Consider the following 25563-nt stretch of genomic DNA (forward strand, 5'->3'; position numbering starts at 1 on the left):
AAAAGGGTCTGGAATGGGGGCGACAGCTTCAGACTATGGTCGCGATAGGCTGAAACTTCCAACAGATGAACTACCCTTTGGCGGTAACGTCCGATGAAGAAAGGGAGGTTCAATTTATGCTTGCGCAACTTCCGCCCATTCTGCAAAGCCTGCGACTGCCGCTGCGCCTGAAGCTGTGGGATGGTCATGAGTTCGATCTTGGACCTAAACCGCAGGTCACCATCCTGGTCAAGGATCCGCAGCTGATCACCCAACTGACCCATCCAAGCCTGGACGAACTGGGCGCCGCCTTTGTCGAAGGCAAGCTGGAGCTGGAGGGCACCATCGGTGAGGTGATCCGGGTTTGCGATGAGCTCAGCGAAGCCTTGCTCAAGCATGAAGTCGATGACCAGCCAGTGCGCCACGAACACGACAAGGCGACTGACGCGGCAGCGATTTCCTATCACTACGACCTGTCCAACGACTTCTACCAGCTGTGGCTGGACCGGGACATGGCCTATTCCTGCGCCTACTTCAAAACCGAGCAGGACACCCTCGAGCAGGCCCAGCAGAACAAGTTCGAGCACCTGTGCCGCAAGCTGCGCCTGCAGAAGGGTGACTACCTGCTCGACGTTGGGTGCGGTTGGGGTGGGTTATCGCGCTTTGCTGCTCGGGAGTTTGGCGCCAAGGTGCTTGGCATCACCCTGAGCAAGGAACAACTCAAGCTGGGCCGCCAGCGGGTCAAAGACGAAGGTCTGCAAGGCCAGGTCAAGCTGCAGATTCTCGACTACCGCGACATTCCTCAGGATGGCCGCTTCGACAAGGTGGTCAGTGTCGGTATGTTCGAGCACGTCGGCCATGCCAATCTGGCGTTGTACTCTCAGCGTCTGTTCGGTGCCGTGCGCGAAGGTGGCCTGGTGATGAACCACGGCATCACCGCCAAGCATGTGGATGGGCGTCCTGTAGGGCGGGGTGCAGGGAGTTTCATCGGGCGCTATGTGTTTCCTCAGGGCGAGCTGCCGCACTTGTCGATGATTTCCGCCAGCATCAGTCAGGCTGGCCTTGAGATTGTCGATGTCGAGAGCCTGCGCCTGCACTATGCGCGTACGCTCAAGCACTGGAGCGACCGGCTGGAAAGCCAGTTACAAGCAGCGTCGACGCTGGTGCCGGAAAAGGCCCTGCGGATCTGGCGCCTATACCTGGCCGGCTGTTCCTATGCGTTCGCCAAGGGCCGGATCAACCTGCACCAGATCCTTGCGGTCAAACCCTTTGCCGACGGCCATCATGACCTGCCACTGACCCGCGAAGACCTCTACCGCTAAGCGTTCAGAGAATCGGCGAGATAAGCCGGGCAATACGCATACCCAGTTGTTGCAGGCGACGGGTGTCCTGGATGTCCTCGGCGCTGATCTCTTGCGCCAGCTCGAAGTCGTGGATGAGCATGGCTTCGACCTGATCGGCGAAGTCGCGGTCGACCGTCAACAGCATCACCTCGAAGTTCAGACGGAACGAGCGGTTGTCGAGGTTGGCGCTGCCAATGGCGCTGATTTCGTTGTCGATCAGCACCACCTTCTGGTGCAGGAAGCCCGGACCATAGCGGAACATCCTTACCCCGGCGCGCACCGCTTCGAAGGCGAACAGGCTGGAGGCAGCGTAGACGATGCGATGGTCGGCGCGCGACGGCAATAAGATGCGCACATCGACTCCGCGCAGCACAGCCAGGCGCAACGCGGCGAACACTGCTTCATCAGGGATGAAGTAGGGGCTGGTGATCCACAGCCGTTCCCTTGCCGAATGGATGGCCTCGACGAAGAACAGCGAGCAGGTTTCCTGAGGGTCGGCCGGACCACTGGCCAGCACCTGGCAGAGCACGCCATCTTCGGGGTAGGTGTCGGGCAGGATCAACGGTGGCAGTTTGCGTGTGGCCCAGAACCAGTCCTCGGCGAAGGATTCCTGCAGGCAGGCCAGCACCGGGCCACTGACTTGCACGTGGGTATCGCGCCAGGGCGAAAGCTTCGGCTTTTCGCCCAGGTACTCGTCGCCGACGTTATGCCCACCGAGAAAACCCTGCAAGCCATCGACCACGACGATCTTGCGGTGGTTGCGGAAGTTGACCTGAAAGCGGTTGAACCAACCGCGTCGTGTGGCGAAGGCGCGGATGTTCACACCCCCATAACGCAGCTTTTGGCTGTAGCTGGCGGGCAGGGCATGGCTGCCGACCCGGTCGTACAGCACATAGATGTTTACCCCTTCTGCGGCTTTCTTTAACAGCAAGGTTTGCAAGGCGCGGCCAAGCTTGTCGTCATGGATGATGAAAAACTGTACCAGCACCGTGTCGCGTGCCTGCTCGATGGCGGCGAAGATGGCGTCGAAGGTCGCCTTGCCATCGATCAGCAGGCGCAGCTGGTTGTTTGCCAGACATGGCATTCGTCCCAACCTGGGCATGGCGCGCAATGCGCCATAGGATTCGGAGTTGCGTGCCGCCAGGGCTTCATCGACCCAGGGTCGCCAATTCAGGTCGGCCATGGCCACGTGCATTTCCTGGTTGGCCTGGCGCCGCGCCTGGATGTAGGCATCGAAGGTGCGGCTGCCGAATACCAGGTAAGGGATCAAGGTTAAGTAGGGGATAAATAGCAGCGACAAGGCCCAGGCGGTTGCACCCTGGGCAGTGCGCACGGTGAGCACCGCATGCATGGCGGCAATGGCACCGAGCAAGTGCAGGGCACCGATGAGGTAACCGAAGAAGTAGGGGCTGTGGTAATCCATATGCATCCTGCGATCCAAAGGCACTGCCTCTAACAGAGCATGTTCCACACGGTCCTTGCAACCGAAAGGGCAAATTGACGTCTAAGCTGTGTTCCAGCTTGGGGCTGGTGTTTCGAGGAGTCACTACATGAAGAGTCGTCTGCCAATGCTGGCATTGGTCCTGGGTGTGTCGAGCCCGTTGGTGCATGCGCAGGTGTTGCAACCGGGGCTATGGGAGCTGACCACCAGCAACATGCAGGTCGATGGCAAGGCTCTGCCGGACATGGGCTTCATGCTCGGCCAGTTGAAGAACCTGCCGCCCGAGCAACGGGCGATGATTGAAGGCGGCTTGGCCAAGCAGGGGATTAGTGTCGCCGGTCAGGGGGTGCGTTCGTGCCTGACGCCTGAACAGGTCAAGACCAACGATATTCCGCTGCAGGACCCGAAGTCCGGTTGCACCCAGAAGATTACCGAGCGCGCTGGTAATGTCTGGAAGTTCACTTTCAGCTGCCCGAAAGCGCAGGGCAATGGTGTAGCAACATTCCAGAGCAATAAAGAGTTCACGACCGCGGTGAACGGTACCTTCAATGCTTCGGGTGTCCAACAACAAGGCAGCATGAACACTCGTGCAGTTTGGCTGGGCGACGACTGCGGCAGCGTCAAGCCACGGACCTGAAGTGTGTTGAATTGCGTTACCAGTGCCATTGGCTGTGAGCGACCGCATCGTGGGCATGCAGACTCTCTGCATGTTCCACGCGCAGGGCGAAGCCGCTTAGCCAGGTCAGGCGTTGCAGGGCCAGGTGCAGGCGACGAGCTGCGTCTTCACAGAACATCAGGTTCTGACCGTTGGCCAAGGCAAAGGCCTGCTCATCTGCACGCTTCACCGCAGTCTGCACGGCGGTGCCCAGTGCTGCCTCAGCCTGATCAATCAGTGCCTTGATTGGCAGTTCGCTGCCCCCTTGCTTCAAGCGTATCTGCAATTGCGCCACACTGCGTTGGCTGTGAGGCGTTGCCCTCACACCTTGGGCGCTGCCCAACCAGCTGAGTACAGCTTCATGGCTGAGGGTACGGTTGCCGAAATCGGTGAGGAATTGCTGTTGAATCAATTGCCTGGCCAGGGCAGCAGAGCAAGGGCAGGTGGAGGAATAATCCAGCTGCACTTTTAGTTCCACGTGGAACACTTCATCTTTCAGCTGTGCAGAAAGGCTGACTGGGTAGGCTTTCCAACCCGCCAACGGGCTGATCAATGCCGGACGTTTGAGCATGAGCTCAAAGCGCAAATTCAAATAAGCACCCACTGATAATCCTGCGTGGCTTTCCAGAAATGTATCCAACACCTGGTGAATGAGCAGAGTTGTTAAAGGCTGCTGTTCGAACACCTCCAGTGCCAGATACAAGCGCGACATGTGGATACCGCGTGAGCTGCCATCGTCCAGGCTGACGCCAGCGTCGGCACTTGCACGCAACATGCTGCCATCAAACAACACCGGCAAGGCAATGTTGCACATGCCTACCCAGTCCAGGGGCAAGGCGCTGTGGATAGCATGCGCGGCAATATCAGGAAGCGTGAGGGCAGTCATGGGCAGCTCGTATTCTTGTGGCGATGGTGATTACTGGCAGCCGCTCAGGCGACTGCAGTGCAGATTGAAGCGCTGCCCGCTGGAACTGGAAACCCGATTGAAGGTGGTCCAGCCGACTTTGCGGCTGTAACCCACCCAGGTTTCACCGTCACTGGCCAGGCCGGTGTAAAACGTCAGCTGCCCGTAGCGGCTGTTGGTCTGTGTCCATAGCCGCCGTCCTTGCACTTCATAACCGCGCAGATACGTCGTGCTGCCCTCGCTGCGCACGCTGTAGTAATTGCCTTGCGCATCGCCACATGCCAGCAAGGTGGCGCTACGGGTGCATAGCGCCAGGTCTTTGCTCAGCGGAACGGCCACGGCAGCAGCAGGCAGGCACAGCAGTAATGCAGCAGCGGCAGACGAGTACAGCATGTTCATTTGTTGGCGTCCTTCGCGAGGGCCTTCGGTCGAGTTCAAGTAAAGCAGCTTGGCGAGATTGTATTGTTATAATATAACATTATGCAATGCATCGTACGAATGCACCCGCCCCGATGAGGATCTGATCATGCCCAACCGCCTTCCCGTCACCGTGCTTTCCGGCTTTCTGGGTGCCGGCAAAAGCACCCTGCTCAACCATGTCCTGCGCAACCGCGAGAACCTGCGGGTGGCAGTGATCGTCAACGACATGAGTGAAATCAACATCGACGCCAGCGAGGTGCAACGCAATGTCAGCCTCAACCGCGCTGAAGAAAAACTGGTGGAGATGAGCAACGGCTGCATCTGCTGCACCCTGCGTGAGGACCTGCTCGAAGAAGTTGGCCGGCTGGCGCGAGAGGGCCGCTTTGACTACCTGCTGATCGAGTCCACCGGCATCTCCGAACCACTGCCGGTTGCCGAGACGTTTACTTTCCGTGATGAACAGGGCCGTAGCCTGGCCGACCAGGCGCGGCTGGACACCATGGTCACGGTTGTCGACGGGGTGAACTTCCTGCGTGATTACCAGGCGGCTGAAAGCCTGGCCAGTCATGGCGAAACCTTGGGCGAGGACGACCAGCGCTCGATCAGTGACCTGCTGATTGAGCAAGTGGAGTTTGCCGATGTGATCCTGCTCAGCAAGATCGACCTGATCAGCAGCCATGAACGCGAAGAGCTCTGCGCTATTCTGCGCAGCCTCAACACCCATGCGCGGATCGTGCCGATGCTTATGGGCCAGGTGCCTTTGGCGTCGATCCTCAATACCGGTCTTTTCGATTTCGAGCGTGCCGCCCAGGCACCGGGATGGCTGCAGGAGCTGCGCGGTGAACATGTGCCGGAAACTGAGGAGTACGGCATCGCCGCCAGCACCTGGCAGGCCCGTCGACCGCTGCACCCACAGCGCTTCTTCGACTTTATCCACGGGCCGTGGAGTAATGGTCGCTTGCTGCGCTCGAAAGGGTTTTTCTGGTTAGCCAGCAAGCATCAGGAGGCCGGCAGCTGGTCGCAGGCCGGGGGCATGATGCGTTATGGTTTTGCCGGGCGCTGGTGGCGCTTTGTGCCGCGTCAGCACTGGCCGCAAGATGAACAGAGTACGGCGGCAATCCTCAAGAACTGGACTGCCGAATGCGGTGATTGCCGTCAGGAGCTGGTGTTCATCGGTCAGAACATCGACTTTGCCCTACTGAAGGCCGAACTGGACGCCTGCCTGCTGAGCGACGCGGAAATGGCCGATGGCACCGACAGCTGGTTGCAACTTGCAGATCCTTTCGGGCCTTGGTACGACGAGGAAGCGGCCTGATGCGCGAGTGCTCGGGTCTTGACTGGATGGCCTGATGTAACGGCATAGTGACGAAAATCCAGGGCGCCTACTGTCAAATGCTGCAGAACATTCCTACCCACGTCATTGCCGGCCCCTTGGGGGCTGGCAAGACCAGCCTGATTCGCCAGTTGCTGACCCAGCGGCCTGCAAATGAGCGTTGGGCGATACTGATCAATGAGTTCGGTCAGGTCGGACTGGATGCGGCGTTGCTGAGCACAGATGATCAGGGCATCGCCATGGGTGAGGTGGCGGGGGGGTGCCTGTGTTGCGTCAATGGCGCGCCTTTTCAGGTCGGATTGGGGCGTCTACTGCGCAAAGCCAGGCCCCACCGGTTGTTTATCGAGCCCTCGGGTCTGGGGCATCCACAGCAATTGCTGGAACAGCTTCGACAGCCGCCATGGCATGGGGTATTGGCCGTACAGCCAGCGGTAATGGTGCTGGATGCCGGGCAACTGGCAGGGCGCATCGCTTTACCTGAGGCGCAGCAGGACGCTTTGGCCGACGCGGGCCTGCTGGTGTTGAATAAGTCCCAAGGGCTGGATGAGCAACAACGCTTGTGGATAACTTCACAGCTGCCCCGTCAGTCGCTGTACTGGACCGAGCAGGGGCGATTGCCGTTATCGGAGTTGCCAACCCAGGTGTTTGCATCGAGCGCAACCGAGTCTGTGGATAAGTTGGTTCTGCCAAATACAGGCGGGCCTATGGCGACTCTGTGGGTAAATTCACATGAGCCAATCTGCAGCATTCAGGATGCTGCAGAGGGCTGGAGTATCGGCTGGCGCTGGCATCCGCAGCAGATGTTCGAACGCTCGCGTCTCGAACAGTTATTGCGTGACTTCGACTGGTGCCGGGCCAAACTGGTTATCCACAGCCCGCAAGGTTGGCAGTCGATCAATGCTGTAGGCGGGCAGGGCGATTTGCACTGGCAGCCCAGCGAATGGCGCCGGGACTCGCGCATCGAACTGATTTTCACCACTGCGCAGGATCAGAAGTTGCTGCAGCAAGCCATGCAGGCTTGCCGGCTCTAGTTGCGCCAACGGTTATGGTCCTGGCGCCACTGATTCATTTCGATGACGTTGTCGGCCTGCTGAGCCGGTTTGATTTCGAACGGGTAGGGCGCCAGTTCGATCTGCATGCTGTGGGCGCCGAACTGGGTGACGCTGCCTGGGTGGCGCTGCTCACCGGTGACGGTGAACTCAAAGTTATACACACGGGCCAGGCGCTTGCGACCCTGAGCGTCGCGAACAAAGCCAATGCGCTTGAGCGCTACATTACCATCGAGCAGTTCCAGATCGAGTTTTGCACAGTGCTGCTTGACCCGTTCCAGGGCCTTTTCACGCAATCCGTGGTTGTGCCAGAGCCAGGCGCCAGCCGTAGCCAGCAGCATCAGCACGCAGAGATTACCCAGGGTCAGCATTTACATTTACTCCAGCGAAGTACGCCCAGCTTAACTGCCTCCCCGCTCTGTCGTACAGGTGGCATTTGACGCCATACTGCGCGTCTTGTTTTCCAATTCATTGCTTCGGAAGTCTTGCATGAAACGAACGCCGCATCTGCTCGCCATCCAGTCCCATGTAGTTTTCGGCCATGCCGGTAATGGCGCTGCAGTGTTCCCGATGCAGCGAGTCGGTGTGAATGTCTGGGCACTCAACACCGTGCAGTTCTCCAACCACACTCAGTATGGTCAGTGGACGGGAGAAGTGCTTGCGCCAGCTCAAATTCCCGCACTGGTCGAGGGCATTGCCGCGATCGGCGAGCTGGGCAATTGCGATGCGGTGTTGTCCGGCTATATGGGCAGCGCCGAGCAGGGGCGCGCAATCCTCAATGGCGTGGCGCGGATCAAGGCTGCCAATCCCCAAGCCCTGTACCTGTGTGACCCGGTCATGGGGCATCCGGAAAAGGGCTGCATCGTACCGGCTGAAGTCAGCAGCTTTTTGCTCGAAGAAGCGCTGGCGGCTGCCGATGTGCTATGCCCGAATCAGCTCGAACTGGACAGTTTCTGTGATCGCCGGCCGGAGTCCCTGGAAGACTGTGTAGCCATGGCTCGCAGCCTGCTGGATCGTGGGCCGAAAGCGGTGCTGGTCAAGCACCTGGCTTATCCAGGACGCGGGGCGCAAGACTTCGAGATGCTGTTGGTCACCGCCGAAGGCAACTGGCACCTGCGTCGGCCGCTGCTGGCCTTCCCGCGTCACCCGGTGGGCGTGGGTGACCTGACTTCAGGGCTGTTTCTGGCCCGCCTGTTGCTGGGCGATAGCTGGGTGACCGCGTTCGAATTCACCGCCGCCGCCGTGCATGAAGTGTTGCTCGAAACCCAGGCCTGCGCCAGCTACGAACTCGAGCTGGCGCGGGCCCAGGACCGCATCGTGCATCCACGGGTGCGCTTCGAGGCTCGGCGCCTGAGCTGTTAAAGCGAGTCGCCCTTGAGCTCCTGGTAGCGTTTTTCCAGCTCCTGGCGAATCAGCCGGCGCTGCTTGCCTTGCAGGAAGCGGCGCTTTTCTTCGCTGGATTCCGGCTGGCGCGGCGGCACAGCCACGGGTTTGCGGTCGTCATCGACGGCAACCATGGTGAAAAAGCAGCTGTTGCTGTGGCGCACCGAACGCTCGCGAATGTTTTCGGTGACCACCTTGATGCCGACTTCCATCGAGGTGTTGCCGGTGTAGTTCACCGAGGCCAGAAAGGTCACCAGTTCGCCGACATGCACCGGCTCGCGGAAGACCACCTGGTCGACTGACAGGGTCACTACATAACGCCCGGCATAGCGGCTGGCGCAGGCATAGGCGACCTCATCGAGGTATTTCAGCAGCGTGCCGCCATGAACGTTGCCAGAAAAGTTGGCCATGTCCGGGGTCATCAGGACGGTCATCGACAGCTGGGCGTTTCCAGGTTCCATAGTGTGCTCACGGTTAGGTTGCGCTGAGGCGGGGTGGCGACTGGTATTCACGCTTCTTTCCCCTATTACGATTCCCATCTAAAGACGGGACGCTGACAGCGGCCTTGCCGTCACGCTGTTTGTGCCATTTACGGCGTTGATTTGGTCGATCTGTTTCCACTTATTGCACCGACTTTTCGCGAAAGGCGGCAGTGTTAACCTGAGAAGGCTCATGCAAGGTGGTTTTTCTACATTAAAAACACTATGTACCCGCAACTCAATCAGTCTATTCCTGGGATGAGTCGCGGTTTGTCCTTCGTCTCAAGGTAAGGAGTACCACGCCGTGCATGCCATCAGCTTTATCCAGGACTTGGCAGTGATCATGCTGGTTGCGGGTGTGGTCACCATCCTCTTTCACCGTTTCAAACAGCCGGTGGTGCTGGGTTACATCGTCGCCGGCTTTATCATCGGCCCCCACACCCCGCCTTTTGGCCTGATTCACGACGAAGACACGATCAATACCCTGGCTGAGCTCGGGGTGATTTTCCTGATGTTCTGTCTGGGCCTGGAGTTCAGCCTGCGCAAGCTGTTCAAAGTCGGCGCCACGGCGTTTATCGCGGCGTTCCTGGAAATCGTGCTGATGATCTGGATCGGTTTCGAGATCGGCCGCTGGTTCGGCTGGAGCACCATGGACTCGGTGTTCCTGGGTGCAATTCTGGCGATTTCCTCGACCACCATCATCGTCAAGGCGCTCAACGACCTGAAGTTGAAGAACGAGCGCTTTGCCCAGCTGATCTTTGGGGTGCTGATCGTCGAGGATATCCTTGGTATCGGCATCATCGCCTTGCTCTCGGGGATCGCCGTCAGTGGCTCGGTCAGTTCCGGCGAAGTGTTTTCCACCGTCGGCAAGCTGTCGCTGTTCATGATCGTGGCACTGGTCATCGGTATTCTGCTGGTGCCGCGGCTACTGGCCTACGTCGCACGTTTCGAAAGCAACGAGATGCTGCTGATCACCGTGCTCGGTCTGTGTTTCGGTTTCTGCCTGCTGGTGGTCAAGCTCGAGTACAGCATGGTGCTGGGGGCTTTCCTGATCGGTGCAATCATGGCCGAGTCACGACAGTTGCTGAAAATCGAGCGTCTGATCGAACCGGTTCGTGACCTGTTCAGTGCGATTTTCTTTGTCGCCATCGGCATGATGATCGACCCGTTGGTGCTGGTCGAATATGCCTGGCCGATCGCGGTCATCACCGTGGCCGTGGTGCTGGGCAAGATGCTGTCCTGTGGCATGGGGGCATTTATCGCCGGCAATGACGGACGCACCTCGCTACGGGTGGGGATGGGGCTGTCTCAGATTGGCGAGTTCTCCTTCATCATTGCGGCGCTGGGCATGACCCTGCAGGTTACCAGCGACTTTATCTACCCGGTCACGGTGGCCGTATCGGCGATCACAACGCTGCTCACGCCTTATCTGATCCGTGGCGCTGACCCTTTGTCGCTGAAGCTTGCCAAGGTCGTCCCGCAGCGCCTGGCGCGGGTGTTGTCGTTGTACGGCGAGTGGCTACGCAGTATTCAGCCGCAGGGCGAGGGCGCGTTACTGGCCTCGATGATCCGGCGCATCCTGCTGCAGGTGGGGGTGAACCTGGCACTGGTGGTGGCGATATTTTTCAGTGGCGGCTATTTCGCTGCGCGCATCGGCGAATACCTGGGGGAATGGATCAGCGACGTAGGCCAGCAGAAGGCACTGATCTGGGGCGCGGCATTGCTGCTGTCGCTACCCTTCCTGATTGCCGCCTATCGCAAGCTCAAGGCACTGTCGATGCTGCTGGCCGAGATGGGGGTCAAACCGGAAATGGCCGGGCGCCATACCCAACGGGTGCGCCGGGTGATTGCCGAAGTGATCCCGCTGTTGTCGCTGCTGGTGATCTTCCTGCTGTTGTCAGCACTTTCGGCGAGCATTCTGCCGACCAGCGAATTGCTGGTGCTGATTGTGGTGGTGGCGGCGGGTGTGGCGGCGTTGCTCTGGCGCTGGCTTATCCGCGTGCACACGCGCATGCAGATCGCGTTGCTGGAGACGCTGGACAACCATCAGGAGAATCATCACTAGGGCGATGGGGCAAGACGCTTCCTGCGCGGACGATTCGAATGTCCGAGGGGATGGAGTGGTAGCAAATCGCCACGCACAGAAAGGCATGGCGATTCTACGAACATTAGTGGCGAAGGGCCGTTAATTTGTGAGGATATTTCTCATTCAACTTTCCAGCCAGACATCCCGTGCCCAGTGCCAGACCGATTCCCAGCTTTCTTCGGTGACGATCTCTTCTTCGCCGGACCACAGCACGACAGTGCCGTCTTCTTCGACGCAGTAGTAATCGTCGCCATCCTGGCAGATCGGGATCAGGTCCCGCGGCACACCCGCATCCCAGGCGTTGGCCGCCACCTCCGGCAGGTAAGTGTGCGACTGCGGATCGGTGACAGTGACGGGCTCCAGGCTGCCATAGACCACGTCGCTGACCGTCAGCAGGAACTCCTTGAAGACGAATGGAATGTTGATGAACAACTCTTCTTCGATTTCGACCAGCTGGTCTTCGTCCGGCAACTCCAGCGGCACCGGTACCGGTTCATTGGCTTCTCGGAGCTGTTCGATGACTTCTTCCACGGTTCTATCCTCTAACCTTTACGACACGCTGCGCGTTATACCCTAGTAGCCCGCTGCGCTAAAAGCAAAACCCCGGGACAAGCCCGGGGTTTTTTTGTGCAATGCCTCAAGATCAGCCGTTCTGGCGGATCCCGGCGACCAGCCAAGGCTGGTTTTCGCCCTGGGCGCGTTCCATGTTCCAGCTTTCGCTGAACACTTCACCCTGGTCGAAGCGCGAGGTTTTCGACACACCGCTGAAGGTCAGGGTGGCGATGGTCTTGTCGGCGCGATCATCGACACCTTCAAGTTGCACGTTCAGGTCGTCGATGTAGGTGGACTGGAAGCCATCACCCAGCTCAGCACGTTCCTGTTTGAGGAACTGCAGCATTTGCGGAGTAACGAATTCGGCGATCTTGTCCATTTCGTTGGCGTCCCAGTGCTGCTGCAGCGTCTGGAAGTGGTTACGGGCAGCCGCCAGGAAATTCTGCTCGTTGAACCAGGCTGGCGCGTTGATGACCGGACGGGCGGCAGCGGCTGGCGCGGCGGAACCACCGAAGATCGACGGCTGGGCAGTTGGCTGGTGCACTTCACGCTGGAACGGCGCGTGACCGGCGGCGGCCATTTGTGGCTGCTGCTTGCGGCGACGGGCGGCGATGAAGCGGAACACCAGGAAGGCGATCAGCGCCATGATCAGGATGTCGAAGATCTGCATGCCATCGAAGCCGTCGCCCATGAACATCGAGGCCAGCAGGCCACCGGCGGCGATACCGGCCAGAGGGCCGAGCCATTTCGATGCGCCGCTGGCAGCTGCAGGTGCACGACCTGGAGCGGTTGGTGAGGCAGCCGGAGTAGTCGGGGCAGCCTGGCGGGCCTGGTGGATTGGCGCGGCGCCTGAGCTTTTGCCGCCGCCCATGCGTTTGGCGTTGGCGTCGAGGCTCATCGTCAGGCCGATGCACAACGCCAGGGCGATGCTAAGAAAACGTTGCATAGAAGGGTATTCCCGTTTTGTGGATTGCACGCGCGTCATGGTGCACAGGTTGTAGGACACATGACCAGCATCAAGATGTTTCCATCTTTTGCCTGCAGTCAGGGCCGCTGTTCTGTGGGAGCGGGCTTGCCCCGCGATTGCAATATCGCGGGGCAAGCCCGCTCCCACATTTCTACCTACAGGGCTTCGAGCTTGGCATAGCCGAGCATCAGCCATTTGCTGCCTTCGGCGAAGTTGACCTGCACCCGGGCCTGGGCGCCGGACCCTTCGAAATTGAGGATCACGCCTTCGCCGAACACCGCGTGTTGCACACGCTGGCCGAGGTTGAAAGCCGTTTGCGGGATGTTCGCGTTGGCGAACAGGCTGCTGCTGTTCTGTTTTTGACCTGAGCCGAAAGGGCGGCTGACGCTGTTGGACAGGCGCACTTCCTGGATCAGCCCCGCCGGAATCTCGCGTACGAAACGGGAAACCTTATTGTAGGTTTCACTGCCATACAGGCGTCGGGTTTCGGCGTAGGTCATCACCAGTTGCTGCATCGCCCGGGTGATGCCGACGTAGGCCAGGCGACGCTCCTCCGCCAGACGGCCAGGCTCTTCCAGGCTCATCTTGTGCGGGAATAGCCCCTCTTCCATGCCGACCAGGAACACATGCGGGAATTCCAGGCCTTTGGCGCTGTGCAGGGTCATCAGCTGAATACTGTCTTCGTGTTCGTCGGCCTGGGCATCACCGGCTTCCAGCGAAGCATGGCCGAGGAATGCGGCCAGTGGCGAAAGTTCGGCGTCTTCTTCGCTGGTTTCGAAGTTGCGCGCGGCGCTGACCAGTTCCTCAAGGTTTTCTACCCGTGCCTGACCCTTTTCACCTTTTTCTTCCTGGTGATAGATGATCAGCCCGGACTGTTCGATGACCGTCTGGGTCATCAGGTGCAGTGGCATCTCCATGACCTTGGCGGCAAGGTTTTCAATCAGCTCGATGAATGCGGCCAGGGCACTGGCCGCGCGGCCCTTGAGCGCCTTGTTGGCGATCAGCAGGTTCATCGATTCCCACATCGACACCTCGCTGTGCCGCGCGTGGTCGCGAATTGCTTCGACAGTTTTCTCGCCGATGCCTCGCGGTGGTACGTTGATCACCCGCTCCAGTGCCGCGTCGTTACCGCGACCTTCAAGCAGGCGCAGGTAGGCCATGGCGTTCTTGATCTCGGCGCGTTCGAAGAAGCGCTGGCCACCGTAGATGCGGTAAGGGATGCGTTCACGCAACAAGGCTTCTTCAAGCACCCGCGATTGGGCGTTGGAGCGATACAGGATGGCAATGTCACTACGCGCCAGGCCGGTCTTGAGCACGCTCTCGATGGTTTCGACCACGTAGCGCGCTTCATCATGTTCGTTGAAGGCCGCATACAGGCTCAGCGGCTCGCCATCGCCGCCGTCGGTCCACAGTTCCTTGCCCAGGCGATCGCTGTTGTTGGCGATCAGAGCGTTGGCGGCCTTGAGGATGCCGGCTGTGGAGCGGTAGTTCTGCTCCAGCCGGATCATCTCGGCGTCGGGGAAGTCGGCGCTGTACTGGTGGATGTTCTCGATCTTGGCCCCACGCCAGCCATAAATGGACTGGTCGTCGTCGCCGACCACCATCAGGCTGTCGCCACCTTTGCACAGCAGGCGCAACCAGGCGTACTGCACGGCGTTGGTATCCTGGAATTCGTCCACCAGCACATGGCGGAAGCGCCGTTGGTAGTGTTCGAGCAGGCCCGGGTGGTCACGCCACAGGTCCAGGGCGCGCAGCAGCAACTCGGAGAAGTCGATGACCCCGGCGCGCTGGCACGCCGCCTCGTAGGCCTCATAGATGCTGCGCATGGTACCCAGGTACAGGTCGCCGCTGGCCTGGATGTGTTGCGGGCGCAGCCCCTCATCCTTCTGCCCGTTGATGAACCATTGGGCCTGGCGCGCCGGCCAGCGCTGCTCATCAAGGCCCAGCTCACGGATCACCCGCTTGACCAGGCGTTGCTGGTCATCGCTGTCGAGGATCTGGAAGTTCTGGTTCAGCCCGGCTTCCTGCCAGTGCGCCCTAAGCAGGCGATGGGCCAGGCCGTGGAAGGTGCCGACCCACATACCGGCCGGGTTGATACCCATGAGTTGCTCGATACGCTGGCGCATCTCGGCAGCGGCCTTGTTGGTGAAGGTCACCGACAGGATCGAGTGCGGCGAGGCCTGCTCGACCTGGATCAACCAGGCGATGCGGTGCACCAGCACACGAGTCTTGCCGGAGCCGGCACCGGCCAGGACCAACTGACGACCAATGGGGGCCGCTACGGCCTGGCGTTGGGCGTCGTTGAGGGAGTTCAACAGGAGAGAGAGATCATCGCGCATCCGACCATTTTAGGGGCGCGGGCAACCCTTGGGCAAATATACAGTAGAAAAACTTGGTCGCTGCGACCGGCCGGTCATCGCTCTGCAGCCCAAGGCCTGCGGGCTTGAGCGCTTTTCGTCGGAAAACGCGCAGAAGAATAATGATCCAGAGCAGTTTGGTGCAGGCGCTTGCTTGTGTATGCTCCGTGCACGTTTAGGGCTAACCATTACAAGAACACTGCCTATGACATCTGGTTCCGGCTCCGTCGGCGTGCCACTGCAGACACGCGGGAGTATTCGCAAGCAATTTTCTACGCAACTGGCGGTAGAGCGCACCCGTCTGCTCTATCAAGGCTCGCTGCTGCCCACGCTGTTCATGCTGCTCAATGGTCTGGTCTGTGCCTGGCTGCTCTGGAGCCCGGCGCGCTACCTGCAGGTCAGCGTCTGGGTGGTCTGGTTGATGGCGCTGGTGGCCCTGCGGGTTATCCAGGTGGCCGCGTTTGATTCGGCCATGCCCGAACGCCAGGCTCGGCCGACCTGGTGGCGTATGTTTTTGTTGGGATCGGGGTTCAGTGGCCTGACCTTGGCCAGCGCCGCGATTGCCCTGGTCCCTGTGGATAACTTTGTGCAGCAGGCCTGGGTATTCGGCCTGCTGGGGGCGGCGACCCTGTCCGCCAGTATCGCCTATGCCGTCAGCCTGCCGGCTTTCCTCAGTTTTACCTTGCCCTGTCTGCTGCCTCCCATCGCTTTTTTATTCTGGAGTGGCGACGAGCAGCATCAAGGCTGGGGCTGGCTTGGCCTGATTTTGTTGGGCGCCTTGTTGGTGGTGGCCTGGCAGGTCAATCGGCTGATCGAAGGCGGCCTGCTCAAGCGCTTTCAGAACCAGGCACTGATCGAACACCTGCAGACGGCTCAGCGCCGTAGCGAGCGGCTTAATCAGGCACTGGCCGGCGAAGTTGAACAGCGGCGTCTGATCGAGGAGCAATTGCGTGAGGCCCAGGTCGGCCTGGAGTCGAGAGTCAATCAGGCCAACCATGCACTAAGCAAAAGCGAGCAGCGCCTGGCGTTGGCTCTGGAGGCCAGTGAGTTGGGGCTGTGGGACTGGAACCTGGAAACCGATGAGGTCCACCATACCCAGCTACGTGAATTGTTCGGCCTGGAGCCGGCCCAGGTACGCAGCGTACGCAATGACCTCAAGCCGCGCCTGCATCCAGACGATTTACCGTTGTTACGCCGCACGCTGGTCGAGCACCTCAAAGGGCGCAGCGAGGATTACCGGGTCGAATACCGGGTGCGCCACAGCCAGGGGCACTGGTGCTGGATTGAAGACCGCGGCCGGGCGGTTGAGCACGGCACCAATGGTAAGGTCGTGCGCATGCTTGGCACGCGCCGCGATGTTTCTGCGCAGAAGGCTCAGGAAGAACAGCAACGTCTGGCGGCCACCGTGTTTGAGGCGGCCAGCGAAGGTATTGCCATTCTTGATCCGAATTTCGTACTGCTGGCCGTCAATCAGGCGTACTGCGAAGTTACTGGCTACTCCCGTGAAGAACTGCTCTCACGCAACGCCCTGGAGCTGCCCTGCAGCCGTGATGCGCGACGCCATAGCCTGGCCATTGAACAGGCTCTGGAGCAGCAGGGGCGCTGGCAGGGTGAGTTGGTTGAAGCACGCAAGAATGGTGACTTGTACCCGCAATGGCTGCAGCTGAACGGGGTGCGTGATGCGCGTGGCACGCTCAGCAATATTGTTGGCTTCTTCACCGACTTGTCGACACGCCGTGAGTCGGAGGAGCGCCTGCGCTACCTGGCGCATTACGATGAACTGACCGGGCTGGCCAACCGTGCACTATTCCGCCTGCGTCTGCACGATGCCGGGCAGCGGGTCCGGCTTAACGGCCGCAGCCTGGCGTTGCTGCACATCGACCTGGATCGCTTCAAGTTGCTCAATGAAAGCCTGGGGCATGAGCAGGCTGACCAACTGCTGAAAAAGATGGCCCAGCGCATCGCCAACGCCGTGCCGGAGGCCGACACCGTGGCGCGCTTGTCTGGCGATGAGTTTGCCGTGCTGTTCGATGGCTACAACAATCTGTCCAGCCTGGTACGGGTGACCACGCGTCTGCTGGACAAGCTGCGTGTGCCGCAGCGCCTGGATGGCCATGAGCTGGTGATCAGTGCTTCGGTAGGCATCAGCTTGTTGTCCGAGGCCACCTTCGACCTGGGCGCGCTGGTCAGCCAGGCCGACATGGCCAAGCAGCATGCCAAACATCTGGGCGGTGACAGCTTTCAGTTCTACACCGAGAACCTGCGTGCCAGCACCCTCGAGCGCCTGCAACTGGAGAACCACTTGCGCAAGGCCATCGAGGAGCGGCAGTTGCTGGTGTACTACCAGCCCAAGCTGTGCCTGCGCAAAGGGCAGCTGCTCGCGGCCGAGGCGCTGGTGCGCTGGCAGCACCCGCAATGGGGCATGGTGCCACCGAGTGAGTTCATCGGCCTGGCCGAGGAGACCGGGTTGATCGCCCCCATTGGTGAATTCGTCCTGCGTCAGGCGTGCTGGCAGGCGTGCGAATGGCAGCGCCAGGGGTTGGCGCCGATCCGTGTTTCGGTGAATCTGTCGGTGTATCAGTTGCGTCAAGGAAAACTGGTCAGCCTGGTGCGCCAGGTCCTGGAGGAAAGCGGCCTGGCACCGCACCTGCTGGAACTGGAACTGACCGAGAGCCAGTTACTCGACAGCGTCGAGCACATTATTACGACCTTTCAGCAACTGCATGAGCTCGGGGTCAAGCTGGCAATCGACGATTTCGGCACGGGCTATTCATCGCTCAGCTACCTCAAGCGCTTCCCGGTGGACTACGTCAAAATCGACCAGACCTTCATCCGCGGCCTGCACGAAGGCAGTGAAGACGCCGCCATTACCCGGGCGATCATTGCCATGGCCAAGAGCCTGGAACTGAAAGTGGTTGCCGAGGGTGTGGAAACCCCGGAGCAGTTAGCCTTGCTGCGTGAGCAGGGGTGTGACGAGGTGCAGGGTTACCTGATCAGCAAACCTGTGGATGCCGGTGCATTGCGCGATCTGCTGGGAAGAAGCATGACCCGGCTGATCGGCTAGCAGGCTGCGCCCGGGCACAGGCCTGCTGTTTTACGCGTCAGTTGGTGGTGATGATTTTTTTGATGGTGGTCAGGTGCTCACCATCATGCAGTACATTCACGCGGGGGATGTAACTGTGATCGCCAGACATCTCGAAGCAGACCTCTTTATCGGTCTGCACCTGGGTGAAGATGCCGTCTTCCTGCACCAGCTTAAGCTCCAGGTTCAAGGCAAAGGATTTGTCCTGAAGAGCGGGTTTTACCAATACAGGGGTAATGCCTGGGTGGGCGACGGTGATGGTGCCGCGTACTCGAAAACGTCCCCCGCCGATGCCCGGCATCAGGTCGTTTTGAATGCTCCAGTCGCTGGTTTTGATGCTCATGTCTTGATTCCTCGATGATGGTTTGCAACGCATGTTGCAAACCCATCTTCTGGTTATCGAGGTGTTCAGTGGAGCTGGAAGGCTTTCAGCCGTGCCAGGCGCTACCCTGGCGCGCCAGCAGGCTATGGGCTTGCTCCGGTCCGTTGGAGCCGGCCGGGTAGGGCCTGGGCGCCTGGAAGTGTTCCTGCCAGCCATTGAGGATCGGATCGATCCAGGCCCAGGCCGCCTCGACCTCGTCACGGCGCATGAATAGTGTCGAGTCGCCTTCCAGTACATCCAGCAGCAGGCGTTCATAAGCGTCCCAGCGCCGGGTCTGACCGAATACCTGAGCAAGGTTCAGGTTCAGCTCGACAGGCTCTAGGCGCATACCTTTGCCGGGCGTTTTCGTCATCATCTGCAGACTGATGCGCTCGTCTGGCTGCAGCTGGATCAGTAGCTGGTTGGCCTGATCGCCCTCGAACAGGCGATGGGGTACGGGCTTGAACTGGATGACGATCTGCGACGAACGTTTGGCCAGGCGTTTGCCAGTGCGCAGATAGAACGGCACGCCGGCCCAGCGCCAGTTGTCGATATGCGCTTCAACGGCGACGAAGGTCTCGGTATCGCTGTCGTTGTCGACATCTTTCTCGAAGTAGTAGGCAGGAACTTCCTGGCCACCAATCTTGCCGGCGCTGTATTGGCCGCGCACGGTCTTGTCCTGCACGTCCTGGCCGCCGATGGGCTTGAGGGCCTTGAGGATCTTCACCTTTTCGTCACGTACCGCTTCCGCCTCGAATTGCGCGGGCGGCTCCATCGCCACCAGACAGAGCAGTTGCAGCAGGTGGTTCTGCAGCATGTCGCGGGTCGCCCCGGCGCGGTCGTAGTAAGCGCCGCGGTTCTCTACGCCGAGGCTTTCACACACGCTGATCTGTACATGGTCGATCTGGTTGTTACGCCACACCGGTTCCAGCAGGGCATTGGCAAAGCGCAAGGCCATGAGGTTCTGCACGGTTTCCTTGCCCAGGTAGTGGTCGATGCGAAACACCTGCGACTCGTCGAACACCGCGCCGATCGCCTGGTTGATCGCGGTAGCCGACTCCAGTGAATGGCCGATGGGCTTTTCCAGGACAATGCGTGCTTCGCTTTCGGCCAGGCCGGCAACTTTCAGGTGGTTGGCGATGGGTACGAACAGGTTCGGCGCGGTTGCCAGGTAATAGACCCGGGTCAGCCCGCCCGGTTCGCCGAGAAAACGGGCCAGGCGACCGAAGTCGGCGCTTTGCGCGGCATCCATGGCGAAGTAGTCCAGACGTGCGGAGAAACGCGCCCAGACATCCTCGTCAAAGTCGTTGCGGGCAATCTGTGCCCGGCAGCGGCGTTCGGCGAGCTTGAGATACTCACTGCGTGGCAGGTTGCGCCGGGCCAGGGCGATGATGCGCACGGCGATGTGCAGGCGGCCCTCGCGATACAGGTGATAGAGCGCCGGAAGCAGTTTATGCAGGGCCAGATCACCGGTGCCGCCGAACACCATAATGTCGCAAGGGATAGTCAATACCACCACTCTCCTGGTTCGTTTAGCTGGGCGGGTCGCCGGTCATGTAGTATAACTACAAGAAAGCTACAACCCGGTCAGTCGATCATAACCGAGTCCTGCCCTTGAATCTGTTGCAACACATCGCCCAGTCGCGCCATCTGCTACGCAAATCGGAACTCAAAGTTGCCGATCACGTGCTGCTGGATCCCGCAGCCGTCATGCACAGCTCCATGGCCGATCTTGCCCACAGCGTTGGTATCAGCGAGCCGACCATCGTGCGCTTTTGCCGAGCCATCGGTTGTTCCGGGTTCCAGGACCTCAAGCTCAAGCTGGCCCAGAGCCTGGCGGCTGGTGCCAGTTTTGGCCAGTTCGCCATTCATGAAGACGACTCGGTCGCCGATTACAGCCTGAAGATTTTCGATACCACCCTGCATACCCTGATGGAAGTGCGCGAGCACCTCGACCCTCAGGCCCTGCAGCGAGCGGTTTCGGCCATGGCCCAGGCCCAGCGTGTCGAGTTCTATGGCTTTGGCGCGTCCGGCGCAGTGGCGGCTGACGCCCAACACAAGTTCTTCCGTCTGCTGCTTACGGCGGCTGCGTACTCGGACCCGCATATGCAGGCAATGTCGGCGGTGACCCTGAAGCCGGGTGATGTGGCCATCTGCATTTCCCAGTCAGGGCGCTCCAAGGACCTGCTGATCACCGCCAACCTGGTGCGTGAAAGCGGTGCAACGCTGATTACCCTGTGCCCGAGCCAGACACCGTTGGCCGAGTTGTCGACCGTCAACCTGGCGATCGACGTACACGAAGACACGGAAATCTACACCCCGCTGACCTCGCGCATTGCCCACCTGGTGGTGATCGATGTGCTCGCCATGGGCGTGGCCATGGCGCGTGGTCCGAGCCTGGTCAATCACCTCAAGAGCGTCAAACGCAGCTTGCGCAGCCTGCGCCTGTCACCCAAGTCGGTGAAGGCGATGGACGACTGATCTGGACCTCGGTAGGAGCGGGTTTGCCGATTCATTGATTTGTCATTGGTGCGCCGCTAAATCGTAATGTCGCGTTGTCAGGCTGAAGCTCCCGCACTCGATCAGGGAGATATGCAATGGCTCGTGAACTCGATGGCTCGTATCAACCCAACGCCAAATCCCGCAAGCAGCAGGAGAAAGACCAGCGCCGCATGGAGTTCCGCCGCGCGATCGAAAGCTACTCCGAGCAACGTCGCTTGCTTCAGGAAATCGCCGATTACCCCGAACTGCAGGCCATCAGCGTATGGCAGGTATCGGCGGCAAACGCCCCGAAAAACGCTCAACAAGCCCGCTGATTTGCGTTCGTTCGCTGCGGATGAAGGCAAGAAAGGCCAAGGCCACCGGTGATTGCCGCTTGGCCTTGGACTGCACCACGCACCAGCTGCGGTACAGCGGCAGCTCTTCGACCGGCAGCTCGCGCAACACGCCGGTAGCCAGTTCCAGGTTCAGCGCATGACGGGTCAGCAGGGCAATGCCCAGGCCGGCAATCACACATTCGCGCTGGGCATCGGCCGAGGCGACCTCAAGGGTCTGGGTGAAGTGCACGCGCTTGTCTTTGAAGTACTCCTCACACGCCTTGCGGGTGCCCGAGCCTTGTTCACGAACTAGCAGGGTATGCGGCTCCAGGTCCTGCAGACGCAGCTTTTCCAGCTTGCACAAAGGATGATCCGGCGGTGCCACGGCGACAATCGGATTGTTGAGGAACGGCAGGAATTCCAGGCCCATGTCCTGAGGCACCATGGACATGATGATCAGGTCGTCACGGTTGTCCGAGAGGCGACGGATGGCCTGGGCCCGATTGACCACTGTGAGGGTAAGATTGACCTCAGGGTGCAGTCGCTTGAAGGCGGCGAACAGGTGTGGGACGAAGTACTTGGCGCTGGACTCGACCGCCAGCTTCAGCTGCCCCTGAAGCGAGCCCTGCATGTCGGAGAGCTGCATATCGAGGCTTTCCAGGCGGCCAAAGATGTCCCGGCTGGCGCGCTGCAGGGCTTCGGCAGCTTCGGTCAGGTAGAGTTTTTTGCCGACGTACTCGAACAGCGGCTGCCCCACCAGTTCTTCGAGCTGGCGGATCTGTAGACTAACGGCGGGTTGCGTGAGGTTCATCTCCTCGGCCGCGCGGCTGTAGGAACGCAAATCACAGACCTCATTGAAGATCTGCAACTGACGCAATGTCATACGCATCAATGACTTACGCATTTTCTCCACATCCCGGCAAAACCTTGTAACAGCACTATAAGCTTTTGCTAATGCACGCCCTAATAAATATTGATTTTTGTTTATTCAGAGACAGCGCTAGGGTAAAGATGCGACTGGCCAGCGACGATTGGTCACGCGCCGACCGGCGTTGCCGGCTCGTTTGTTCTAGCGGCCTTGGGAATACTCCAGTGATAAAAAAAATCCTGATCGCCAACAGGGGTGAAATTGCTGTTCGGATCGTGCGTGCCTGCGCCGAAATGGGCATTCGCTCCGTGGCGATCTACTCCGACGCCGACCGCCATGCCTTGCACGTCAAGCGTGCCGATGAGGCCCACAGCATTGGTGCCGAGCCCCTGGCCGGCTACCTGAACCCGCGCAAGCTGGTGAACCTGGCAGTGGAAACCGGTTGTGATGCTTTGCATCCCGGTTATGGTTTTCTGTCGGAGAACGCTGAACTTGCGGACATCTGCGCTGAACGTGGGATCAAATTCATTGGTCCGGCCGCCGAAGTCATTCGTCGTATGGGCGACAAGACCGAAGCCCGCCGCAGCATGATCAAGGCCGGTGTGCCGGTGACCCCGGGCACTGAAGGCAACGTTGCCGACATCCATGAAGCGCTTGAGGAGGGTGACCGTATCGGTTATCCGGTGATGCTCAAGGCCACCTCCGGCGGTGGCGGTCGCGGTATTCGTCGCTGCAACAGTCGCGAAGAGCTGGAGCAAGCATTCCCGCGGGTAATTTCCGAAGCGACCAAGGCTTTTGGTTCGGCAGAAGTGTTCCTGGAAAAATGCATCGTCAATCCGAAACACATCGAGGCGCAGATCCTCGGTGACAGCTTCGGCAACGTTGTGCATCTGTTCGAGCGCGACTGCTCGATCCAGCGCCGTAACCAGAAGCTCATCGAAATCGCCCCAAGCCCGCAACTGACCCCTGAACAGCGCGCCTATATCGGTGACCTGTCGGTGCGCGCAGCCAAGGCGGTGGGCTACGAGAACGCCGGTACCGTGGAGTTCCTGCTCGCCGATGGCGAAGTGTATTTCATGGAGATGAACACCCGGGTTCAGGTGGAACACACCATCACCGAAGAAATCACAGGTATCGATATTGTTCGCGAGCAGATCCGTATTGCTTCGGGCTTGCCGCTGTCGGTCAAGCAAGAAGATATCCAGCACCGCGGCTTTGCCCTGCAGTTCCGGATCAATGCTGAAGATCCGAAGAACAACTTCCTGCCCAGCTTCGGCAAGATCACCCGTTACTACGCACCCGGCGGTCCCGGTGTACGTACCGACACGGCGATCTACACCGGCTACACCATTCCACCGTTCTACGACTCCATGTGCCTGAAACTGGTGGTCTGGGCGCTGACCTGGGAAGAAGCCATGGACCGCGGCCTGCGGGCCCTGGACGACATGCGCGTGCAAGGGGTGAAGACCACTGCCGCCTACTACCAGGAAATCCTGCGCAATCCGGAATTTCGCAGCGGTCAGTTCAATACCAGCTTCGTTGAAAGCCATCCGGAACTGACCAACTACTCGATCAAGCGCAAACCCGAAGAGCTGGCCCTGGCCATCGCTGCCGCCATTGCCGCCCACGCAGGCCTGTGAGGAATCCCATAATGTCCAAGAAAATCTTTGTAACCGACACAATCCTGCGCGACGCCCACCAGTCCCTGCTGGCCACCCGCATGCGTACCGAAGACATGCTGCCGATCTGCGACAAGCTCGATAAGGTCGGTTACTGGTCGCTGGAAGTCTGGGGTGGCGCGACGTTCGACGCCTGCGTGCGCTTCCTCAAGGAGGACCCGTGGGAGCGTTTGCGTAAACTGCGTGCAGCGCTGCCGAACACCCGTCTGCAGATGCTGTTGCGCGGTCAGAACCTGCTGGGCTATCGCCACTACAGTGACGATGTGGTCAAAGCCTTCGTGGCCAAGGCCGCCGTCAACGGTATCGACGTATTCCGCATCTTCGATGCCATGAACGACGTGCGTAACCTGCGGGTGGCCATCGAAGCGGTCAAGGCCGCCGGTAAGCACGCCCAGGGCACCATCGCTTACACCACCAGCCCGGTGCACACCATCGATGCTTTCGTGGCTCAGGCCAAACAGATGGAAGCCATGGGCTGCGACTCGGTGGCGATCAAGGACATGGCTGGCCTGCTGACCCCGTACGCCACAGGCGAACTGGTCAAGGCGCTGAAGGCCGAGCAGTCGCTGCCGGTGTTCGTCCACTCGCACGACACCGCCGGTCTGGCTGCCATGTGCCAGCTCAAAGCGATCGAGAACGGTGCCGATCATATCGACACGGCGATCTCCAGCTTTGCCTGGGGTACCAGCCATCCAGGTACCGAGTCGATGGTCGCGGCGCTCAAGGGCAGCGAGTTCGATACCGGTCTGGACCTTGAGCTGCTGCAGGAAATCGGCCTGTACTTCTACGCTGTGCGCAAGAAGTACCACCAGTTCGAAAGCGAGTTCACCGCTGTCGATACTCGTGTGCAAGTGAACCAGGTACCGGGCGGAATGATTTCCAACCTGGCCAACCAGCTCAAGGAGCAGGGCGCACTCCACCGCATGAATGAAGTGCTGGCCGAGATCCCACGGGTGCGTGAAGACCTCGGCTTCCCGCCGCTGGTGACCCCGACCTCGCAGATCGTCGGTACCCAGGCGTTCTTCAACGTGCTGGCTGGCGAGCGCTACAAGACCATCACCAACGAGGTGAAGCTGTACCTGCAAGGCGGTTACGGCAAGGCCCCGGGTGTGGTCGACGAGAACCTGCGCCGTCAGGCAATCGGCAGCGAAGAAGTCATCGACGTGCGCCCGGCAGACCTGCTCAAGCCGGAAATGAGCAAGCTGCGTGCTGATATCGGCAACCTGGCCAAGTCCGAAGAAGACGTGCTGACCTTTGCCATGTTCCCGGAAATCGGGCGCAAGTTCCTCGAAGAACGCGAAGCCGGCACCCTGGCCCCTGAAGTGCTGCTGCCGATTCCAGAAGCTGGCGCGGTGGCGTCGGCCGGTGGTGAAGGCGTACCGACCGAGTTCGTCATCGACGTCCACGGCGAAACCTACCGCGTTGACATTACCGGTGTGGGCGTCAAGGCCGAAGGCAAGCGTCACTTCTACCTGTCGATCGACGGCATGCCGGAAGAAGTGGTGTTCGAACCGCTCAACGAATTCGTCGGCGGCGGCGGCAGCAAGCGCAAGCAGGCCAGTGCACCCGGTCATGTCAGCACCACCATGCCAGGCAACATCGTCGATGTGCTGGTCAAGGAAGGCGACATGGTCAAGGCCGGCCAGCCGGTACTGATCACCGAAGCGATGAAGATGGAAACCGAAGTCCAGGCGGCCATCGCCGGTAAGGTCACCGCCATCCACGTGGCCAAGGGCGACCGGGTCAACCCGGGCGAAATCCTGATCGAGATCGAGGGCTGATTTTCAGGCCTTCATCTACAAGCGGTTA

General features: G+C 59.9%; 22 protein-coding genes. 11 read left to right on the forward strand and 11 right to left on the reverse strand.

Annotated features, from left to right (window positions below; translation table 11 throughout):
• The first annotated feature begins 116 nt into the window (after nucleotides 1-116).
• Nucleotides 117-1301, forward strand: a complete 1185-nt coding sequence (gene cfaB, locus C6382_RS10575) for a C17 cyclopropane fatty acid synthase CfaB (RefSeq protein ID WP_107024443.1) — start codon at nucleotides 117-119, stop codon at nucleotides 1299-1301.
• A 4-nt stretch (nucleotides 1302-1305) separates the two neighbouring features.
• Here cfaB and cls read toward each other — a convergent pair whose 3' ends face one another.
• The gene (cls, locus tag C6382_RS10580) at nucleotides 1306-2745 is read right to left on the reverse strand and encodes a cardiolipin synthase (protein WP_107024444.1); all 1440 of its coding nucleotides are present in this window, start codon (nucleotides 2743-2745) and stop codon (nucleotides 1306-1308) included.
• 127 nt (nucleotides 2746-2872) lie between these two features.
• Here cls and C6382_RS10585 point away from each other — a divergent pair, with 127 nt between their 5' ends.
• Nucleotides 2873-3400: a DUF3617 domain-containing protein gene (locus tag C6382_RS10585; protein WP_107024445.1), complete on the forward strand. Its 528-nt coding sequence runs from the start codon at nucleotides 2873-2875 to the stop codon at nucleotides 3398-3400.
• Between the two features lie 16 nt (nucleotides 3401-3416).
• On the opposite strand, the gene folE2 is transcribed toward C6382_RS10585, so the two are convergent.
• Both folE2 and C6382_RS10595 read right to left on the reverse strand, forming a co-directional pair.
• Nucleotides 3417-4304 (reverse strand): GTP cyclohydrolase FolE2, encoded by an 888-nt coding sequence (gene folE2 / locus C6382_RS10590; protein ID WP_107024446.1) that lies wholly within the window; start codon nucleotides 4302-4304, stop codon nucleotides 3417-3419.
• 30 nt (nucleotides 4305-4334) lie between these two features.
• Complete coding sequence (locus C6382_RS10595; RefSeq protein ID WP_107024514.1) at nucleotides 4335-4715, reverse strand: glutamine synthetase; 381 nt, start codon at nucleotides 4713-4715, stop codon at nucleotides 4335-4337.
• A gap of 133 nt (nucleotides 4716-4848) precedes the next feature.
• On the opposite strand from C6382_RS10595, the gene zigA reads away from it, so the two are divergent.
• Nucleotides 4849-6057, forward strand: a complete 1209-nt coding sequence (zigA, locus tag C6382_RS10600) for a zinc metallochaperone GTPase ZigA (protein WP_107024447.1) — start codon at nucleotides 4849-4851, stop codon at nucleotides 6055-6057.
• Nucleotides 6058-6134: 77 nt separating this feature from the next.
• Nucleotides 6135-7106, forward strand: a complete 972-nt coding sequence (locus C6382_RS10605) for a GTP-binding protein (protein WP_107024448.1) — start codon at nucleotides 6135-6137, stop codon at nucleotides 7104-7106.
• Here C6382_RS10605 and C6382_RS10610 read toward each other — a convergent pair.
• On the reverse strand, nucleotides 7103-7495 hold the full coding sequence (locus tag C6382_RS10610) for a DUF3301 domain-containing protein (RefSeq protein WP_107024449.1): 393 nt from the start codon (nucleotides 7493-7495) through the stop codon (nucleotides 7103-7105). The two genes, C6382_RS10605 and C6382_RS10610, sit on opposite strands and share 4 nt — an antisense overlap.
• 118 nt (nucleotides 7496-7613) lie before the next feature.
• Here C6382_RS10610 and pdxY point away from each other — a divergent pair, with 118 nt between their 5' ends.
• Nucleotides 7614-8486: a pyridoxal kinase PdxY gene (gene pdxY, locus C6382_RS10615; RefSeq protein WP_107024450.1), complete on the forward strand. Its 873-nt coding sequence runs from the start codon at nucleotides 7614-7616 to the stop codon at nucleotides 8484-8486.
• Here the strand turns inward: pdxY and C6382_RS10620 are convergent.
• Complete coding sequence (locus tag C6382_RS10620; protein ID WP_107024451.1) at nucleotides 8483-8968, reverse strand: acyl-CoA thioesterase; 486 nt, start codon at nucleotides 8966-8968, stop codon at nucleotides 8483-8485. The genes pdxY and C6382_RS10620 overlap by 4 nt on opposite strands.
• A 322-nt stretch (nucleotides 8969-9290) precedes the next feature.
• Between C6382_RS10620 and C6382_RS10625 the strand changes: the two genes are divergently transcribed.
• Nucleotides 9291-11051 carry a cation:proton antiporter gene (locus C6382_RS10625; protein WP_107024452.1) on the forward strand — a complete coding sequence of 587 codons (1761 nt, stop codon included), beginning with the start codon at nucleotides 9291-9293 and terminating at the stop codon, nucleotides 11049-11051.
• A gap of 144 nt (nucleotides 11052-11195) precedes the next feature.
• On the opposite strand, the gene C6382_RS10630 is transcribed toward C6382_RS10625, so the two are convergent.
• The 3 genes from C6382_RS10630 to uvrD all read right to left on the reverse strand — a co-directional run bounded on the left by C6382_RS10630 (nucleotide 11196) and on the right by uvrD (nucleotide 14930).
• On the reverse strand, nucleotides 11196-11603 hold the full coding sequence (locus C6382_RS10630) for an SMI1/KNR4 family protein (protein ID WP_038616029.1): 408 nt from the start codon (nucleotides 11601-11603) through the stop codon (nucleotides 11196-11198).
• 112 nt (nucleotides 11604-11715) lie between these two features.
• Complete coding sequence (locus tag C6382_RS10635; RefSeq protein WP_107024453.1) at nucleotides 11716-12570, reverse strand: Tim44 domain-containing protein; 855 nt, start codon at nucleotides 12568-12570, stop codon at nucleotides 11716-11718.
• Between the two features lie 176 nt (nucleotides 12571-12746).
• Entirely contained in the window at nucleotides 12747-14930 is a 2184-nt protein-coding gene (gene uvrD, locus C6382_RS10640; protein ID WP_107024454.1) for a DNA helicase II, read from the reverse strand.
• Between the two features lie 223 nt (nucleotides 14931-15153).
• On the opposite strand from uvrD, the gene C6382_RS10645 reads away from it, so the two are divergent.
• Complete coding sequence (locus tag C6382_RS10645) at nucleotides 15154-18012, forward strand: bifunctional diguanylate cyclase/phosphodiesterase (protein ID WP_107024455.1); 2859 nt, start codon at nucleotides 15154-15156, stop codon at nucleotides 18010-18012.
• 37 nt (nucleotides 18013-18049) lie between these two features.
• On the opposite strand, the gene C6382_RS10650 is transcribed toward C6382_RS10645, so the two are convergent.
• Nucleotides 18050-18373: a hypothetical protein gene (locus tag C6382_RS10650; RefSeq protein ID WP_107024456.1), complete on the reverse strand. Its 324-nt coding sequence runs from the start codon at nucleotides 18371-18373 to the stop codon at nucleotides 18050-18052.
• An 85-nt stretch (nucleotides 18374-18458) separates the two neighbouring features.
• Entirely contained in the window at nucleotides 18459-19901 is a 1443-nt protein-coding gene (gene zwf / locus C6382_RS10655) for a glucose-6-phosphate dehydrogenase (protein ID WP_107024515.1), read from the reverse strand.
• Between the two features lie 104 nt (nucleotides 19902-20005).
• On the opposite strand from zwf, the gene hexR reads away from it, so the two are divergent.
• Complete coding sequence (gene hexR, locus C6382_RS10660; RefSeq protein WP_045186245.1) at nucleotides 20006-20872, forward strand: transcriptional regulator HexR; 867 nt, start codon at nucleotides 20006-20008, stop codon at nucleotides 20870-20872.
• A 116-nt stretch (nucleotides 20873-20988) separates the two neighbouring features.
• Nucleotides 20989-21207, forward strand: coding sequence for a PA3496 family putative envelope integrity protein (locus tag C6382_RS10665; protein ID WP_107024457.1), 219 nt, complete (start codon nucleotides 20989-20991; stop codon nucleotides 21205-21207).
• On the opposite strand, the gene C6382_RS10670 is transcribed toward C6382_RS10665, so the two are convergent.
• Complete coding sequence (locus C6382_RS10670) at nucleotides 21149-22096, reverse strand: LysR family transcriptional regulator (RefSeq protein ID WP_178082765.1); 948 nt, start codon at nucleotides 22094-22096, stop codon at nucleotides 21149-21151. The genes C6382_RS10665 and C6382_RS10670 overlap by 59 nt on opposite strands.
• 203 nt (nucleotides 22097-22299) lie before the next feature.
• Here C6382_RS10670 and C6382_RS10675 point away from each other — a divergent pair, with 203 nt between their 5' ends.
• A complete protein-coding gene (locus tag C6382_RS10675; protein WP_045186243.1) occupies nucleotides 22300-23715 on the forward strand; it encodes an acetyl-CoA carboxylase biotin carboxylase subunit in 1416 nt (471 codons plus the stop codon).
• A gap of 11 nt (nucleotides 23716-23726) precedes the next feature.
• A complete protein-coding gene (oadA, locus tag C6382_RS10680; protein ID WP_107024459.1) occupies nucleotides 23727-25535 on the forward strand; it encodes a sodium-extruding oxaloacetate decarboxylase subunit alpha in 1809 nt (602 codons plus the stop codon).
• Nucleotides 25536-25563: the final 28 nt, after the last annotated feature.

This window comes from Pseudomonas sp. BBP2017 (genome assembly GCF_003024385.1).
Classification (GTDB): Bacteria; Pseudomonadota; Gammaproteobacteria; order Pseudomonadales; family Pseudomonadaceae; genus Aquipseudomonas.

Excerpts from the sequence above, each read along its gene's own strand:
- cfaB (WP_107024443.1), top strand. The coding sequence starts at position 117 with ATGCTTGCGCAACTTCCGCCCATTCTGCAAAGCCTGCGACTGCCGCTG.
- cls (WP_107024444.1), bottom strand. The coding sequence starts at position 2,745 with ATGGATTACCACAGCCCCTACTTCTTCGGTTACCTCATCGGTGCCCTG.
- C6382_RS10585 (WP_107024445.1), top strand. The coding sequence starts at position 2,873 with ATGAAGAGTCGTCTGCCAATGCTGGCATTGGTCCTGGGTGTGTCGAGC.
- folE2 (WP_107024446.1), bottom strand. The coding sequence starts at position 4,304 with ATGACTGCCCTCACGCTTCCTGATATTGCCGCGCATGCTATCCACAGC.
- C6382_RS10595 (WP_107024514.1), bottom strand. The coding sequence starts at position 4,715 with ATGCTGTACTCGTCTGCCGCTGCTGCATTACTGCTGTGCCTGCCTGCT.
- zigA (WP_107024447.1), top strand. The coding sequence starts at position 4,849 with ATGCCCAACCGCCTTCCCGTCACCGTGCTTTCCGGCTTTCTGGGTGCC.
- C6382_RS10605 (WP_107024448.1), top strand. The coding sequence starts at position 6,135 with ATGCTGCAGAACATTCCTACCCACGTCATTGCCGGCCCCTTGGGGGCT.
- C6382_RS10610 (WP_107024449.1), bottom strand. The coding sequence starts at position 7,495 with ATGCTGACCCTGGGTAATCTCTGCGTGCTGATGCTGCTGGCTACGGCT.
- pdxY (WP_107024450.1), top strand. The coding sequence starts at position 7,614 with ATGAAACGAACGCCGCATCTGCTCGCCATCCAGTCCCATGTAGTTTTC.
- C6382_RS10620 (WP_107024451.1), bottom strand. The coding sequence starts at position 8,968 with ATGGAACCTGGAAACGCCCAGCTGTCGATGACCGTCCTGATGACCCCG.
- C6382_RS10635 (WP_107024453.1), bottom strand. The coding sequence starts at position 12,570 with ATGCAACGTTTTCTTAGCATCGCCCTGGCGTTGTGCATCGGCCTGACG.
- uvrD (WP_107024454.1), bottom strand. The coding sequence starts at position 14,930 with ATGCGCGATGATCTCTCTCTCCTGTTGAACTCCCTCAACGACGCCCAA.
- C6382_RS10645 (WP_107024455.1), top strand. The coding sequence starts at position 15,154 with ATGACATCTGGTTCCGGCTCCGTCGGCGTGCCACTGCAGACACGCGGG.
- C6382_RS10650 (WP_107024456.1), bottom strand. The coding sequence starts at position 18,373 with ATGAGCATCAAAACCAGCGACTGGAGCATTCAAAACGACCTGATGCCG.
- C6382_RS10665 (WP_107024457.1), top strand. The coding sequence starts at position 20,989 with ATGGCTCGTGAACTCGATGGCTCGTATCAACCCAACGCCAAATCCCGC.
- C6382_RS10670 (WP_178082765.1), bottom strand. The coding sequence starts at position 22,096 with ATGCGTATGACATTGCGTCAGTTGCAGATCTTCAATGAGGTCTGTGAT.
- oadA (WP_107024459.1), top strand. The coding sequence starts at position 23,727 with ATGTCCAAGAAAATCTTTGTAACCGACACAATCCTGCGCGACGCCCAC.